The sequence below is a fragment of the Psychrobacter sp. APC 3279 genome, from assembly GCF_030407795.1.
Lineage (GTDB): Bacteria > Pseudomonadota > Gammaproteobacteria > Pseudomonadales > Moraxellaceae > Psychrobacter.
This window is the reverse complement of the sequence record NZ_JASDCR010000008.1, coordinates 68,571-83,136: the sequence shown is the minus strand read 5'-3', so window position 1 is coordinate 83,136 and position 14,566 is coordinate 68,571. Positions and strand designations below refer to the sequence as shown.

At 43.6% G+C, this 14,566-nt stretch carries 15 protein-coding genes; 12 read left to right on the top strand and 3 right to left on the bottom strand.

Annotation, left to right across the window (positions count from 1 at the left end; genetic code table 11):
* Window positions 1–39 precede the first annotated feature (39 nt).
* Together QL898_RS05790 and pncB are read left to right on the top strand one after the other, a co-directional pair.
* On the top strand, window positions 40–951 hold the full coding sequence (locus QL898_RS05790; protein ID WP_290176137.1) for an ATP-binding cassette domain-containing protein: 912 nt from the start codon (window positions 40–42) through the stop codon (window positions 949–951).
* A 272-nt stretch (window positions 952–1,223) separates the two neighbouring features.
* Window positions 1,224–2,450, top strand: a complete 1,227-nt coding sequence (pncB, locus tag QL898_RS05785) for a nicotinate phosphoribosyltransferase (RefSeq protein ID WP_290176136.1) — start codon at window positions 1,224–1,226, stop codon at window positions 2,448–2,450.
* A 94-nt stretch (window positions 2,451–2,544) separates the two neighbouring features.
* Here the strand turns inward: pncB and xseB are convergent, their stop codons facing one another.
* The 3 genes from xseB to QL898_RS05770 all read right to left on the bottom strand — a co-directional run bounded on the left by xseB (window position 2,545) and on the right by QL898_RS05770 (window position 5,120).
* Window positions 2,545–2,790 carry an exodeoxyribonuclease VII small subunit gene (gene xseB, locus QL898_RS05780; RefSeq protein WP_101205385.1) on the bottom strand — a complete coding sequence of 82 codons (246 nt, stop codon included), beginning with the start codon at window positions 2,788–2,790 and terminating at the stop codon, window positions 2,545–2,547.
* Between the two features lie 58 nt (window positions 2,791–2,848).
* The gene (xseA, locus tag QL898_RS05775; protein ID WP_290176135.1) at window positions 2,849–4,381 is read right to left on the bottom strand and encodes an exodeoxyribonuclease VII large subunit; all 1,533 of its coding nucleotides are present in this window, start codon (window positions 4,379–4,381) and stop codon (window positions 2,849–2,851) included.
* 370 nt (window positions 4,382–4,751) lie between these two features.
* Window positions 4,752–5,120: a hypothetical protein gene (locus QL898_RS05770; protein ID WP_290176134.1), complete on the bottom strand. Its 369-nt coding sequence runs from the start codon at window positions 5,118–5,120 to the stop codon at window positions 4,752–4,754.
* Window positions 5,121–5,411: 291 nt separating this feature from the next.
* Between QL898_RS05770 and QL898_RS05765 the strand changes: the two genes are divergently transcribed.
* The 10 genes from QL898_RS05765 (at window position 5,412) to QL898_RS05720 (ending at window position 14,475) form a co-directional block, all read left to right on the top strand.
* Complete coding sequence (locus QL898_RS05765) at window positions 5,412–6,071, top strand: alpha/beta fold hydrolase (RefSeq protein ID WP_290176133.1); 660 nt, start codon at window positions 5,412–5,414, stop codon at window positions 6,069–6,071.
* 133 nt (window positions 6,072–6,204) lie between these two features.
* The gene (gene zapE / locus QL898_RS05760; protein ID WP_057759500.1) at window positions 6,205–7,305 is read left to right on the top strand and encodes a cell division protein ZapE; all 1,101 of its coding nucleotides are present in this window, start codon (window positions 6,205–6,207) and stop codon (window positions 7,303–7,305) included.
* A 121-nt stretch (window positions 7,306–7,426) separates the two neighbouring features.
* Entirely contained in the window at window positions 7,427–8,095 is a 669-nt protein-coding gene (locus QL898_RS05755) for a nitroreductase (RefSeq protein ID WP_290176132.1), read from the top strand.
* 126 nt (window positions 8,096–8,221) lie between these two features.
* A complete protein-coding gene (locus QL898_RS05750; RefSeq protein WP_290176131.1) occupies window positions 8,222–9,514 on the top strand; it encodes an NAD(P)H-dependent glycerol-3-phosphate dehydrogenase in 1,293 nt (430 codons plus the stop codon).
* A gap of 57 nt (window positions 9,515–9,571) precedes the next feature.
* Window positions 9,572–10,030, top strand: coding sequence for a histidine phosphatase family protein (locus QL898_RS05745; RefSeq protein WP_290176130.1), 459 nt, complete (start codon window positions 9,572–9,574; stop codon window positions 10,028–10,030).
* A 190-nt stretch (window positions 10,031–10,220) separates the two neighbouring features.
* Complete coding sequence (gene gspL / locus QL898_RS05740; RefSeq protein ID WP_290176129.1) at window positions 10,221–11,492, top strand: type II secretion system protein GspL; 1,272 nt, start codon at window positions 10,221–10,223, stop codon at window positions 11,490–11,492.
* Between the two features lie 32 nt (window positions 11,493–11,524).
* Complete coding sequence (gene gspM / locus QL898_RS05735; protein ID WP_290176128.1) at window positions 11,525–12,094, top strand: type II secretion system protein GspM; 570 nt, start codon at window positions 11,525–11,527, stop codon at window positions 12,092–12,094.
* 202 nt (window positions 12,095–12,296) lie between these two features.
* Window positions 12,297–12,698: a hypothetical protein gene (locus QL898_RS05730; protein WP_227526596.1), complete on the top strand. Its 402-nt coding sequence runs from the start codon at window positions 12,297–12,299 to the stop codon at window positions 12,696–12,698.
* A gap of 214 nt (window positions 12,699–12,912) precedes the next feature.
* Window positions 12,913–13,947, top strand: a complete 1,035-nt coding sequence (locus tag QL898_RS05725; protein ID WP_114700991.1) for a quinone-dependent dihydroorotate dehydrogenase — start codon at window positions 12,913–12,915, stop codon at window positions 13,945–13,947.
* Window positions 13,948–13,977: 30 nt separating this feature from the next.
* On the top strand, window positions 13,978–14,475 hold the full coding sequence (locus QL898_RS05720) for a CvpA family protein (protein WP_057759516.1): 498 nt from the start codon (window positions 13,978–13,980) through the stop codon (window positions 14,473–14,475).
* Window positions 14,476–14,566: the final 91 nt, after the last annotated feature.

Here is a 14,566-nt window from a genome sequence, read left to right as displayed (position 1 = left end):
GCCATAATGATAAAAACCACATGAATAGTGAGAGCACCGATGAATCATATCCAATTAAAAAATATCAGTAAGATTTATAATGCCAGTAGCACGCAAGCACAGTCTGCATTGGCATTGCTGGCTGAGGGTATGGATAGCATCAAAGTAAAAGAGCAAACGGGCTATTCAGTGGGTCTGTATGATATCAATCTAGATATCAAGGCAGGCGAGTTGCATTGCATCATGGGGCTATCAGGCTCTGGCAAGTCAACGCTGATACGCCATATTAACCGCTTGATAGATCCAACCAGTGGCGAGATATGGGTAGATACTGCTCTGAATAGAGAACATGCGACTCATACAATGACTGATAGACAATCAGCGACAGATAATACAAGTACGGCAGTAGAAGAAAGTTCTGCTACGGCTATTAATATTTTAGCGCTCAACGATAAGCAGTTGCAGCATTATCGTCAACAGACAGTCAGTATGGTTTTTCAGCATTTCGGCTTAGTGCCGCACATGACGGTCATACAAAACGTCGCTTATGGTCTGCGTGTCCGAAAGATGAGCGCAAACGAGCGCCATGAAACGGCTCGACATTGGCTCAATGAAGTAGGGCTATCCAATTTGGAAAACAACTACCCTGATGAGCTATCAGGCGGTATGCAGCAGCGAGTCGGGCTAGCTCGCGCCTTAGCGACGGACAATCCAATTTTGCTAATGGATGAAGCGTTCTCTGCGCTTGATCCGCTCATTCGCGCCCAGTTGCAAGACCAACTACTTGAATTACAGGAACGATTGAACAAAACCATCGTATTCATTACCCATGATATCGATGAAGCTGTCAAAGTAGGTCAGCGCATCAGTATGCTAAATGGTGGTCGACTCATACAAACAGGGACGCCAAGCGAGTTGCGGCACAATCCTGTTGATGATTATGTGGAGCAGTTTATGAGTGCAAAAGCGTAGGTTGTGCTAACCATTTATGAATAGGTTGTCTGGATAGACTTATACAATGTTTTTATGAACGGTTTAAGTAATCGCAATCATTCTACTGGCATTTCGATGTCATTTTTCGGTAATCAAAAGTGAACTCTGAAATAAATACCAAATTTCGTTATACTGAACGGTTTATCGATGGCTCATAATGAATGGGCGTGTATTGTTTATCGTCCACATATGATGTCGCTTTGTCTATCAAATGACGTTTGTTTCTTATTTTGCACTTTTAAGGCCATAGCATGACCGTTTCTTATGCACCTATTATTACTTCATTGCTTGATAATGATTTGTACAAATTTACGATGTTACAAGCCATGCTGCATCAGTTCCCGCAAACCCATGGCGTTTATCGCTTTCGCTGCCGTAATAACAAAGATGCAGCCTATCCATTGGCTGATATCCAAAAAGATTTAGAGCAGCAACTAGACAGTTTATGCGAATTGCGCTTTTTGCCAGATGAGCTCGAGTACTTACGTAGCCTGCGCTTTATTCGCTCAGATTTCGTTGATTACCTAGAGTTATTTAAGCTAAAACGTCGTTTTATTACGGTAAATACAGACGATAAAGGTCGCCTGTTTATCGATATCGAAGGGCCAATGATTCAAGCGATGTTCTTTGAAGTATTTGTACTGGCCATTGTCAATGAGCTGTATTTTAATGCGTTATCTAATGACAGTGTGATAGAAGAAGGACAACGTCGCCTTGATGCAAAAGTAGCGCTATTACATCAGTATGCCGCAAAGCAAACTCAGTACGGTCAGGAGACGCCGCCATTTATCGTTGCGGATTTTGGCACGCGTAGACGCTTTAGTCGACGCTGGCAGGCACATGTAGTGGAGACGCTACATAAAGCCGAGCCAAAGATAGTCGGTGGTACATCAAATGTGTATTTGGCCAAGCAATTAGGAATGACGCCAATAGGCACCATGGCGCATGAGTTTATGCAGGCGTTTCAGGCATTAGATGTGCGTCTGCGTGACTCACAAAAGGCCGCGCTTGAAGCATGGGTGCATGAGTATCGTGGTGATTTGGGTATTGCATTGACAGATGTAGTCGGCATGGATGCGTTCTTACGTGATTTCGATTTATATTTTGCCAAGCTATTCGACGGTCTGCGTCATGATAGCGGTGACCCTTACATCTGGGGCGATAAGGCGATTGCCCATTATGAGAAGCTAAAAATAGATCCAAAAACCAAGATTCTAACTTTTAGCGATGGGTTAAATTTAGAGAAGGCGTGGGAGCTGCATCAATACTTTAAAGGTCGCATTAGAACTAGCTTTGGTATTGGCACCAATCTGACCAATGATATGGGCATTACGCCGATTAATATCGTGCTCAAGTTGGTAGAGTGTAATGGTCAGCCAGTCGCCAAGCTGTCTGATAGCCCAGGCAAGACCATGATCAATAACGACACGTATCTTGCCTATCTGCGCCAAGTCTTTGAGGTTGACGAACCAGAGTAAACCGAATATCAAACTGTTGCGCTGCCAAATGTGCCAAATGAGATTGATGCGCTTGGTTTGACCAAACAGCTGCTATCTAGTGGCTGTTTTTTGTTTAACTATCAACACTGCTGGTAGATTTTTCTTCGGCAAAGGCGGCATCCAATGCTTGCTGTACAGCATTGATACGAGTCTCGCAAACGCGATAAGCGGCAATAGATTCTTCGACCGTTGTCATTAGATTATCAATATCAGGCTCATCCTGTTGCTGCAGTTCCGCCGCATTGGTTTTTAAAATATCGTAAGCCGCCTTAAAGGTTTTTGGGGCGGCTTTTTTGCGTCTGCGAGTAGGGGTAGTCATAAAATTTCCTAATTGTTAAAGGTAAGTAGATGAGTAATCTGTAGATATCATTATGTGATTAAGTTGAAGTGTCTAAAGTTTCTATCGCTTCTTTATCCATAGTGACATCGAGAATCTGCGCTTTTGCGTTGCCATCTTTTAAAATGATATTGACGGTTTGCTCAGGATACAGTTGAGTACTACTAGTGAGTGTTTGCTTGTTTTTAGCATCCGTGAGCATGGTGTAGCCTTGCTTGAGCACGCGAGACGGGCGATGTAATAGCACAATATCACGTAGATGTTCGCTATCGCGCTGTGCTTGCACAATTTGCTGTTGTGCGTTTTGCATGATTGACTCTTGATGACTTCTGCTATTAGTCGCGGCTTTCGCGAGCTGTTGATGTGCCAAGGTTTGCGTTTGTGTGTATCGCTCAGTCGTCAGCCTGACTGCTTGCTTTACTTGGCGCTGTGCACTTTGTTGAATACTGCGCCATGCATAGTCACTGTCTTTTCGTAGAGCGGTGAGCTGCCCAATCGTTTGCGACTGTATTTGGCTTAACTGGCGAGTGGTTTGTTGCTCAGCAATATTCAATTGACGCTGAGCCGCTTGCTTGATTTGTGCTTGATATTGTAGCGTCTGAGTGACGAGCTGGGCTAAATGGCTATGGATAGCAGCAATCACCTTTGAGGGGGTGTCAAAGCTAGTATGCGCCACTTCATCTAAGATGACTTTGTCACGTTCATGACCGATACCCACCCAGACAGGGACAGGCTGCTCAGCAACCAAAGCTGCCAACTCATAATCATTGAGATAAGCCAAATCACCAACCGCACCGCCGCCGCGAATGATGACTAGTAAGTCTGGTAGGCGTTGATAAGTATCGTAAAACTGCTGCTGGGCGCTAACGATGGCTTGGCGTATCTCGGCGGGTGCATGATTACCTTGAAAAGTCGCATTATGATAGTGGAAGTGACATGCACCTGTACTGGCTAAGCGATCGGCATCTGCTTGAAAATCACCCAATCCAGCTGCCTTTTCAGGGGCGATGACCAGCACATGCTCGATATCAAAAGGGGCAGGTAGCTGCTGATTGAGATGTAATAACCCTTCACCTGTTAGGCGGTCAACCATTTCTGCATATTGCCGTGCCAAGTCGCCTAGCGTATAGCTGGGGTCGATATCTTCAATCGTGATTGAAAAGCCGTACTGGGCATGGAAGCCTGCCGATACTTTAAGGAGTACGGTCAAGTCGCGCTCAAGCGGCATGCCAGTCGCACGTTCAAACTTAGCTAATACACGAGCAGCTTTAAAGCGCCAGAGATTGCCACGGCAGCTGGCGACCACTTTGCCATCACCATCTTTTTCTGCCAATTCAAAGTAGTAATGACCACCTTTACTCGACAGATTACGAATTTCTGCTTTGACCCATACTCTATGATCAAAGGTTTGTTTAATGACCATCTCAACCGCTGATAAATAATCACTTAGGCGTAGGACCGTATCCTCTAAATGGTCTTCTTGCTCAGCGAGTTCCGCCTCTAGAGTAGCCAAATCTTTGGCAGGTGCTAATACTTTGGCCTGTTTAATATTTGAAAGATTGGGTTTGCGCATAATATTAGACCAAAGATAATGAAAATATAAAGACTGACGAGGATGTTCTGAATCCGATAGCGGATAGTTTAACTCAAAAAGGAAAGTACAAAAAGCGAAGCCAACAAGCTTTGATTGATATATTATCTATATCGCAGTTTGTTGGCTGTTTAATCAGAGAAGAATTGTATGTCACTTAATGTTAGCGGTTAGATCGTAAACCTATTTCCGTCTAAAAGAGATTGTCGTGTAGAGAAAAGTAGATAGATATTTTTATCTAGATATAGTCGGTCCAAGATAATTCAGATATAAGGAAGGCAAGCGAAAGTGCTACAAATAGTAGGCTGAGTGAGCCTGACACTGTATTTGATTTATATGGTATTGACGATATTTATTGGCAACGGAAGTTAATGGTGTATTCATAATCATCGCTACGTGACAAATCTGGTGTGCCCGTGCCAAATATCGAGCCAACGACAGCACCTACTTGGCCAACCATACGGCCAGTACGCTCATTTAAGATACCGTTATATTTTACGTTGTCATCAACGATAATCACTTGCTTGCTTCGACAAGTTTTTTGAGCACTATCGATCGCATTTTGTTGTGCTTTGACCTTGGTATCAGCGATTCCCGTGGTTTCATAAATAGAGTTGGCACGTTGAATCACTGGCGATGATGGCGTGCTTTGACAAGCGCTTAAAACGAGCGCACCGGCCAATATTGCACCTAAACTGGCAGTTTTGTTAAAGGTATTCATAAATAATTCCTAATGTATATAAACAGAACGTCTTAGCGATAGGCAAAGCTTCATGAATTTAGCGCATCTAGATATTACCTGTCTAGACGCTTATTGTGTGCGGTATTACAGCAGTATTACCTATCCAATTTATGACAAAAAAAGCGTGCTTAAATAAATCATATACTCAGCTGCTGGGTATCAACTTTGGGCTAACATAAAACAAGTCGCATCCGTACACAGCAAATCACTTGAAATATAAATTGTATCTAGGATAATTGAGCCATTCATTTTTTATTAATAAGTAATACTATGCAATTAATTCCTGCTCCTGCTGGCGTGCTCGAGGTTGACGCACTGTGGCAAAATGACAATCCTAATGACCCAAATACAGACACGGTGGCGCTGCTGTGCCATCCCAATCCGTTATTTGATGGTACGATGAATAACAAGGTGGTCACCACCATGTATCGCTTTGCCCGCGACAATGGTATGCATGTGGTGCGCTTTAATTTTCGCGGTGTGGGGCAGTCCACCGGCGAGCATGATTACGCGGAAGGTGAAGTGGTCGATGCGATGACCGTGCTACAATGGATTGCTGAACAAACCAATGCTCGAAAGCTATGGCTAGGTGGTTTTTCTTTTGGTGGCTATGTCACGGCACGCGTAGCTGAGCAAGTGCTTGAAGCCGCACATATATGGGGATTGGGTGACTTTGAAGTAACGAAAATTGCCCTGATCGCACCATCAGTCGAAAAAAACGACAGTACTGATATTAATTTGCCTGCGGATAGAACTTTTGAGATTTATGGTAATGCGGATGAAGTAATTGAACCTGATAATATGCAGGCATTTGCAGACCGATTAGGCATTGAAATCAGCGTGGTCGATGGCGCGGGTCATTTCTTTCATGGTCGCTTATCAGAGCTCAAAGGTTTATTAGACAAGCATAGCTTTGGGCAGAACAGCTAAGTTTATTCATAGCTAACTCAGCTTGATTGTTTCCGTTTTGATATGGTTTAGCATGGCTTGCTTGGTAGCACCAGCGTTATGCTAAATTATCCTACTATTTTGATATTTATTTAATCCAACGATGAGTCGTATTATGAGTTTATCTCCATTGCAACGTTACGAGAAAGCCGTCAGTACAGATGAGTTTACTCGGGATGAGCAGCAATTTCAGGCCATGAGCTATCTTGATGAGATATACCATCAGCTCATCAATAGTGCACCGCAAAAGAAAGGTTTTTTTGGCTTTTTAAAATCTAAGCCTGTCGCGCCAACGGGTCTTTATATGTGGGGCGGTGTTGGCCGCGGTAAAACGTGGATGATGGACATGTTTTATGACTCGTTGACCATCGAGCGCAAAATGCGTCTGCATTTTCATCATTTTATGCAGCGTGTCCATAGAGAGCTTAACAAACTACAAGGTGAGAGCGATCCACTCGAAAAAGTCGCCGATATTATTTATAAAGAAGCGGTTATCATCTGTTTTGATGAGTTTTTTGTTTCTAATGTCTCTGATGCCATGATATTGGGTGATTTGTTCACTATGCTGTTCAATCGCGGTATTACTTTGGTTGCCACTTCAAACATTGAGCCAGCTGGACTATATAAAGATGGCTTACATCGTGACCGTTTTATGCCTGCCATTGCGGAAGTTGAGCGTCATACGACGGTAATGAATATCGACTCGGGAATTGATTATCGTCTGCGCGTATTGCAACAAGCTGAGCTATACGAAGCGCCGCTTACTAAGGCGAACTACCATTGGTTAGCCAACCGTTTTGCGAGCTTGTCAAATAATCAGAAAATTAGTAAAGAGCCCATTACTATCAATGGACGAGAAGTGAAAATCAACGCTTGTACCGAAGATATCTTATTCTGTGACTTCCGTCATCTTTGTATGGCGCCGCGATCAGCCGCTGATTTTATTGAGCTTGCCAAACGTTTTAGTACTGTTTTAGTTGACTCTGTACCAGCACTAGATGACGACTTGCGTGATCCAACGCGCCGCTTTATTTATCTCGTCGATGAATTTTATGATCGCCGTGTGAAATTATTGGTACGGGCAGAGCAGCCGATTCTAGACTTGTACCAAGGAGAGAAGTTGGCGTTTGAGATTGAACGTACTCGCTCACGTCTGCTTGAGATGCAGTCAGAAGACTATCTACGCATGGATCATCGAGTCGAAGATGTTGCGTAGTTTATCGCTGAGTTGAGGCTGCCTATGTGTCGCTATCAACGGCTCTATAACTGTTAAAAAATAAGAAAATGATATTATAAATATTAAGTAGTGATAGATAATAATAAATAAGGATAAAACAATGACTACAACTGACAATACTGATAATGAAAGCCAAGAAATAGAAGACAACAAACTGTCTGTGAAGAACGTAGCAGCGAATGATATCTCATCTACCAGTGATGAGCTGATAGGTTGGATCAATTCAAGACGCAGTATGGGCAATCTAGATGAGCCAGCACCGACGCGTGCACAGATTGAATCTGCCATTGAGTGTGCGGCAACTGCGCCAGATCATAAAAAATTACGTCCGTGGCGGTTTATCGTGACGCAAGGTGAGGCGCGCCATGAATTAGGCCGTGCCTTGCTCGAAGCTGCCCAAGCAAAAGCGCTACAAGATGGCGAAGAGTTGTCTGAAAAAACCATCACTAAAACTAAAAATATGCCGCTGCGAGCGCCGCTAATCATAACGGCTGTGACTCAAATGCAAGAGCACAAAAAAGTACCGCCTTTTGAGCAGATGTTAAGTGTGGGTGCTGCTGTACAAAATCTAATTTTGGCATTAAAAGCTCAAGGATTTAGTACCGTTTGGCGCACTGGGCTGTTATGTAATGAGCCTGCAGTAAAAGCGTATTTCGGTGTAGGCGCAGATGATTATGTGACCGCTTTTGTTTATACTGGCACAAGTCCCAAAGATGAGTCCAAACGCAAGCCTATTGATATCGAGCCGCTAGTTCGCTTCGAGTCGTAATGTAGCTCAGTACTGTCGATTAATAAGATTATAATTTCACAAAGTTGTAATTCAAAGATAATAAGGCCAATAGCTGAGCACGATAGATTCTATTGATAATACGTCAGTCAACACGGATAAAAGAACATGACAAGCCCTAATAATAGTAATAAAAACAACACCAGTGCTAATAATGAAACGGACAAAGAGTCGTCTGAAAAGCAGAATGGTATGCTTGCCGGTATTTTTGAGCGGGCAACCAAGTCAGGTCTCGGCCGTAAAAAGTCAAATCCTAGTTCTGTTGAATCAGCTGTGGCAAAGGATATGGCAGACATTCATAGCAATCCAACCAAGCTGCGTTTGGCGTTTTTAGGTGGTGGTAGCTTCGGTACAGCAATGGCAAATTTAGCTGCACGTAATGGCTGTGATACTACGCTGTGGGTACGTAATAAGCGTACGGTAAAAGCGATGGCTAAAACACAGACCAATAAAAAGTATCTACCGGGCTATAAGCTTGATGATCGATTGAAATACAGCCATGATTTGGCGGCAAGTGTCAAAGACAAAGACATTATTTTTATTGCTGTGCCAGGTTTGGCCTTTCGCGAAACGCTAAAAAACATCGCGCCTTTTATCAGTGGTCAGTCCATTGTGTCGTTGACTAAAGGTATGGAAAAAGACACCTTTGCGATGATGAGTGATATCATCAAAGAAGTGTTGCCAGAAGTGAACTTTGGCGTCATGTCAGGGCCGAACCTTGCTATAGAAATCATGAAAAATATGCCGTCTGCTACGGTTATCGCAAGTGAGTCGGAACCATTGCGTCATGCCGTGCAAGCAGCATTACATAGTGCCTTCTTTAGAGTATTTGCTAGTGATGATATACGCGGCGTCGAGCTTGGCGGCGCGCTAAAAAACATCTACGCAATTGCCATGGGTATGGCGGCAGCTTACAAAGTAGGTGAGAATACTAAAGCGATGATTCTTACTCGTGCTTTGGCAGAAATGAGTCGTTTCGGCGTTGAAGAAGGCGCCAATCCGCTCACCTTCTTGGGCTTATCTGGCGTAGGCGATTTATATGCTACTTGTAGCTCAGAGCTGAGTCGTAACTATCGTATTGGTAATATGCTTGGACGCGGTATGAGTATTGATGCTGCGGTCAAAAAGCTTGGCCAAACTGCTGAAGGGGTAAATACCATTCAACAAGTTCATGAAAAGGCGACCAAAGCGGGTATCTATATGCCAATTACCCATGCGCTCTATGCAGTTATTTATGAAGACAAAGCTGCTTTAGGCGTTGCGCTACATCTGATGGAAGCTGGGTTCCGTAGCGATGTTGAGTTTGTCATGGCGCATGATCATAGTAATGCAGCACTTACCGCTCATATGAAAACCTCTAGTAGTAATACTAAGAGCAAAGACGGCGATACTGATAAGTAAGATATATTATTAGAAGGCAGTATTAAGAAAGTCGAACTTAGCGCTCCAAGGAAGGTTATGAAAATTATATTAGTACGTCATGGTCAAGCAGAAGACGAAACACGTCCAGATAGCGCGCGTCAGCTGACGGACTTTGGTCAGCAGCAAGCAGCGCAAACGGCAGAGTATGTGACCACTCACTATAGTCCAGATCGTTTTGTGGTTAGCCCTTATATTAGAGCGCAGCAGACTTTATCTGCGTTCCAGTCGCGAGCGCCGCAAGTAGTCTCATCTGTGCAGGACAATATAACGCCCTCGGATGATGCTCGCCAAGCTCTGATAGATATTGCCAATATTGAAGCTGAGTGTTTGGTCGTTGTTTGTCATATGTCTATCGTCGCCTATATCGCGGGATTGCTGACAGGCGATTATCCAGAGTCGTTCTCTCTAGCGGAAGCCAGAGTGTTTGATATGGAGTTTGTGATGACTGGCATGGCAACGGAAGTTGCTCGTTTTGTTCCTGACCAGCCGTACTAGACTAGATATTCTAATATTTTGTTTATATGTAACTTGCTAGACCATAGTTGATTGAATATAACGGATTTGAAATGGTATTGGCGAGAAGCATGCCAATTATTAATTGTATAAAGTCATCCAGTCATTTCAAAAACCGCATTAATCATTAACGATATTTTGATAACTGCAGCAATAATTGAGGACACGTTTAGTGTTACATGTTTGGTTACGAGCGCAGCATAGCCCGCTAGCTGTCTGGCACGAAGATGTACAGCAATGGCAAATGGTTGACGGTTGGCAACAGCTACAGACAATCTATGGTAACTATAAGTCCAATAGCCAAAAGACGCTTTGTCTATATTTTCCCTCAAGTCATGCGTTGCAAGTAGACACGGCGCTCAATGCTGCTCAGCTTAAACAGCTGGGTAATAGCGGCAAGCAGTACTTATTTGAAGAAACGTCATTAACACCTATTGAGCAATTAAACATCCGCCAATTGAGCCATGCTGATACGACGCAACTGTATGCACTGGCACAAAACGACATTGAGTCCTGGCAACAAAGCGCGCAGCTAGCCGGTATGAATATAGTAGCGTTACTGCCAGATTTTTTATTGTTGCCACCGCCAGAAGAGGGCGCAGGTCAACAAGTAACCCTTTATCAAGATTCGCAGACTATGCTGCTGCGCCAATCATTGCGTCAGGGTATGGCCGTTAGCTATTTACCGCTAATGTTTGAGCGTTTTCCGCATTTAAGTGAGGTAATGGTCTTGCCTTCTATTGAGACACCTATTGACCGATCTGTTGACTCACTAGATTCCTCATCATCCACAGATTCAGTGCCACAAACTAAAGCGCTGATCGCTGATCATCAGCTATTGCTGACGACCCTGCCTACAGTACCTAAGCCAATTGACAGTCCTGAACGTCACGCGCTTAATTTCTTTATGAAATCTACTGACTCACAACTATCACCATATTTGCGAGTGGCGATGATGGTTGCGCTATCAGCGTTAGTGCTGCAAATGGCAACCGATGGTGTGCAGTGGTATAAGTATAATGAAGCGACCGCAGCAACCAAGACTGCAATTGCGGCACAGTATCAATCTTGGTTCGCCGATGAGCCACTGAGTACGCGCACCAAACTGCAAGTACAGCTGCAACCAAAACTGCGTAGTGATAGCCAAGCGCCTGCATCACATATGGCCGCACTGTCGCGCATATCACCATTGATTAAACAGTCCTCATTGCATGCACAGTCACTGGTCATGCAGCCATCAGCGCTCAGTTTCACCTTGATTGCCCCAGATCGCGGTAGTCTTGATAAATTTACGAGTACACTGGTAGCACAAGGCTTAAATGCCAAACTTGCGCAAGTGAATAGTAATGAGCAAGGTCAGTTTAGTGGTCAAGTCACCGTCAATGTGGTAGAAAACAATATTGTAGAAAGTAGCGACATGGCAAATAATGCGGCAGCGTCGTAACTCATCAAGGTATTGGTAATAAAGGTCAAAACATGAAACGATTACAACGCCGTACCAAACGTAATGCAGCTGTCTCTGCAACCAGTACTAAGGCTCATGTATTCTCAGAGCGTATGAACAATTATCAAAATGTACTAACGACGCGTTGGCAAGCATTACCTCCCCGTGATCAGCTAGCATTAGCTATATTGTCCGTATTTCTACTGTTGTTTATTGGCGGCTATGGTGGCTATAGCGTTCATCAAGCAGCGAGCGATAGTAAGAGTGACTATCAGGAACAAGTGGCGGATTATTTTTGGTTGCGTGCTCAAGCAGGTAATATTGATAGTAGTGCATTGAATTCTGGTAACAACGCTACTGGAGAGGTTGATATGCCTCCTGCTAGTCGTATTAACGCGCTGCTCAATAACTCAGGTATAGCAGGTGCTCAGGTGGTTGCGACTGGTGATGCAGTGCAACTGAGCTTTACGCATCCTAGTCAAGCGGTTGTCAGCACTGCACTGGGTAAGCTTGAACAGCAAGGTTGGCAATTTACACAGCTATCTATGCAGCAAGATCTGACCAATAAAGCTATTCAGGTACAAGCAACGGTCACTTCTTAAAACGCGTCAGACTGTGATAGAAATTTTAGATACTTATAACACTGTGTGTCTAGTATTCAACACTCAAACCTCGACAGCAAAATAATGCTTTATCGTTGGTATCATTGAAAAGCCATTTATCTGGCTCCATTAAATAGTTAATCATATGACTATTGAATAAAAATATTACCAGTAAGGAAAACCTCACATAATGCGGGACAGTATGAGCAACGATAAGCGCCGTTCTTTAATTACTTATAACCATATCACTTATTTCTTATATGTGATCAGCTACTTTACTGCGGGTTTACTATGGATTGTGCCGATTGTCATGAATTATGCCAAGCGCCATGATGCTAACGGGTCATGGTTAGCCACGCATTTTGACTGGCAAATCAAGACCTTTTGGTACAGTATTGTTTGGTTCGTTATTGGCATCATTTTGATTACCTTTGCATTGGGCGGCTTTGGCGTTAGCGTACTGGCGGATAGTGGCAATATCGCTATTGGCTCAATATTATTGGCCGGGCTTGGTTTGCTGATTATGACCTTTACCTTTATCTGGCATTTATATCGCATTATACGTGGTTGGATTGCGTTGACTGATGGGCGTCCAGTACCGTAGATGTTTAAGAGTACCTTCGTGCTATGTTTTTAGCTTAGAAAACGACAATTTATCGTTATGTAGCAGAGATTCATTAGTATTGGTTACTGCTTAAATGTAGAAATTTAGCGACTGAAACTTTGCTCTTATTTCTGTTAAGCTGATATAATCGCTGCGCCCGATTTCATTCGCATTTTTTATTCACTATTTCTTCCAAGCAGGGTTTGCCATCACTATGTCTTATGCCTTACTTCGTCCTTTTTTGTTTAATATGGATCCCGAACACGCCCATGAGATGACACTATCTTTATTGGATAAAGCGCATAAAGCGCGTGTTTTAGGCTTGGCGTATGGTCAGTCAATGCAACCAACAGACTGTATGGGTTTGCAGTTCTCTAACCCAGTTGGTCTGGCAGCAGGCATGGACAAAAACGGCGATTATATTGACGCGCTGGCTGAGCTAGGATTTGGTTTTATAGAAGTAGGAACCGTCACGCCAAGACCGCAAGTAGGCAACGACAAGCCAAGGCTGTTTAGAATCAAGCAAGCAGACGCGATTATCAATCGTATGGGCTTTAACAATGAAGGCGTTGATTATCTAATCGACAATGTCAAACGCTGCAAATACAAAGGCAATATCGGTATCAATATTGGTAAAAATGCTGATACGCCGGTAGAGCAAGCCGCCGATGATTATGTGTATTGCTTAGAACGTGTGTATCCGCACGCCTCATACATCACGGTCAACATCTCATCCCCAAACACCAAAAACTTACGTGATTTGCAAAGTGGTGAAGCGCTGACTCAGCTGATGGATACAATTAAAAATCGTCACAGTCAGTTAGCTACTGAATATGGTTTCTATGTTCCATTAGTGCTTAAAGTTGCTCCAGATTTAGAGCCATTGCAAGTTGATTATATCTCACAGCAATTAATAGACTTTGAAATTGATGGTTTGATTGCCACTAATACGACATTGAGCCGCGTAGGTGTCGAAGACTTGCGTGATGGCGACCAAATGGGCGGCTTATCTGGTCGTCCTGTGAGTCATATTAGTACCCAGATTTTGCAACAGTTCTCTGATCAATTAGATGGTAAAGTCGCTTTGATAGGCGTAGGCGGTATCGATAGTGGTGCCAAAGCCGTCAAAAAAATCGAAGCAGGCGCAGACATGGTACAGCTCTACACAGGGCTTATCTATCGTGGTCCTGGACTGGTGCAGTCTTGCATTCAGGCAATCGGTGGCTATTACGATGCCATGGAAAGCTAACCCAATAAATAAGGTAATAAGGCGTAGAGCATGAGTGGTTTAGATATTGTGATTGCTATCGTTGTCTTGATTGGCTTATGGCGCGGCTTTCAAGTAGGACTGATTAAAACAGCAATAGGCTTGGTAGGTTGGTTTATCGCTCTTATCGCTGCTACTAGGCTGGCAGGAGTAGTGTCGCCTCAATTAACGGGTATCGTACAAAACCCTGTGTTACAGATGGCTATGGCCTTTTTATTGGTAGTGATTGCCATATTAGCAATCATGCATCTGATGGCGTTTGTATTCTCAGGCGTGCTTAAAACCTTACGTTTGGGCGTCTTGGACAAAATGGCGGGCGGCGTACTGGGTGCTGCCAAAAACGTACTAATGGTCTTGGTTGTATTGAGCGTCAGTGCGCCATTGCTAGTACAGATGCCGCAGTGGCAAACCTCAGTACTAGCGCCTGAGCTGATGCCATATGCACCGATGGGCAAGGCTCTAGTATCGGACGTATTAGGCATGGCTTGGGATCAGGTCAATCAGTCGTAACTGTTTAATTGCCTATTATTTTATCTAACTGTCTATTATTTTACTTCTTTTTATACTTCTAAATGTTTGCACGTGTCACTGATAATCAAAC

Bases quoted from the DNA above. Each gene is read 5' to 3' on its own strand.
- xseA (WP_290176135.1), bottom strand. From the start codon at position 4,381: ATGCGCAAACCCAATCTTTCAAATATTAAACAGGCCAAAGTATTAGCA.
- QL898_RS05750 (WP_290176131.1), top strand. From the start codon at position 8,222: ATGACAAGCCCTAATAATAGTAATAAAAACAACACCAGTGCTAATAAT.
- QL898_RS05755 (WP_290176132.1), top strand. From the start codon at position 7,427: ATGACTACAACTGACAATACTGATAATGAAAGCCAAGAAATAGAAGAC.
- QL898_RS05790 (WP_290176137.1), top strand. From the start codon at position 40: ATGAATCATATCCAATTAAAAAATATCAGTAAGATTTATAATGCCAGT.
- QL898_RS05725 (WP_114700991.1), top strand. From the start codon at position 12,913: ATGTCTTATGCCTTACTTCGTCCTTTTTTGTTTAATATGGATCCCGAA.
- xseB (WP_101205385.1), bottom strand. From the start codon at position 2,790: ATGACTACCCCTACTCGCAGACGCAAAAAAGCCGCCCCAAAAACCTTT.
- QL898_RS05730 (WP_227526596.1), top strand. From the start codon at position 12,297: ATGAGCAACGATAAGCGCCGTTCTTTAATTACTTATAACCATATCACT.
- QL898_RS05765 (WP_290176133.1), top strand. From the start codon at position 5,412: ATGCAATTAATTCCTGCTCCTGCTGGCGTGCTCGAGGTTGACGCACTG.
- QL898_RS05745 (WP_290176130.1), top strand. From the start codon at position 9,572: ATGAAAATTATATTAGTACGTCATGGTCAAGCAGAAGACGAAACACGT.
- QL898_RS05770 (WP_290176134.1), bottom strand. From the start codon at position 5,120: ATGAATACCTTTAACAAAACTGCCAGTTTAGGTGCAATATTGGCCGGT.
- QL898_RS05720 (WP_057759516.1), top strand. From the start codon at position 13,978: ATGAGTGGTTTAGATATTGTGATTGCTATCGTTGTCTTGATTGGCTTA.
- zapE (WP_057759500.1), top strand. From the start codon at position 6,205: ATGAGTTTATCTCCATTGCAACGTTACGAGAAAGCCGTCAGTACAGAT.
- gspM (WP_290176128.1), top strand. From the start codon at position 11,525: ATGAAACGATTACAACGCCGTACCAAACGTAATGCAGCTGTCTCTGCA.
- pncB (WP_290176136.1), top strand. From the start codon at position 1,224: ATGACCGTTTCTTATGCACCTATTATTACTTCATTGCTTGATAATGAT.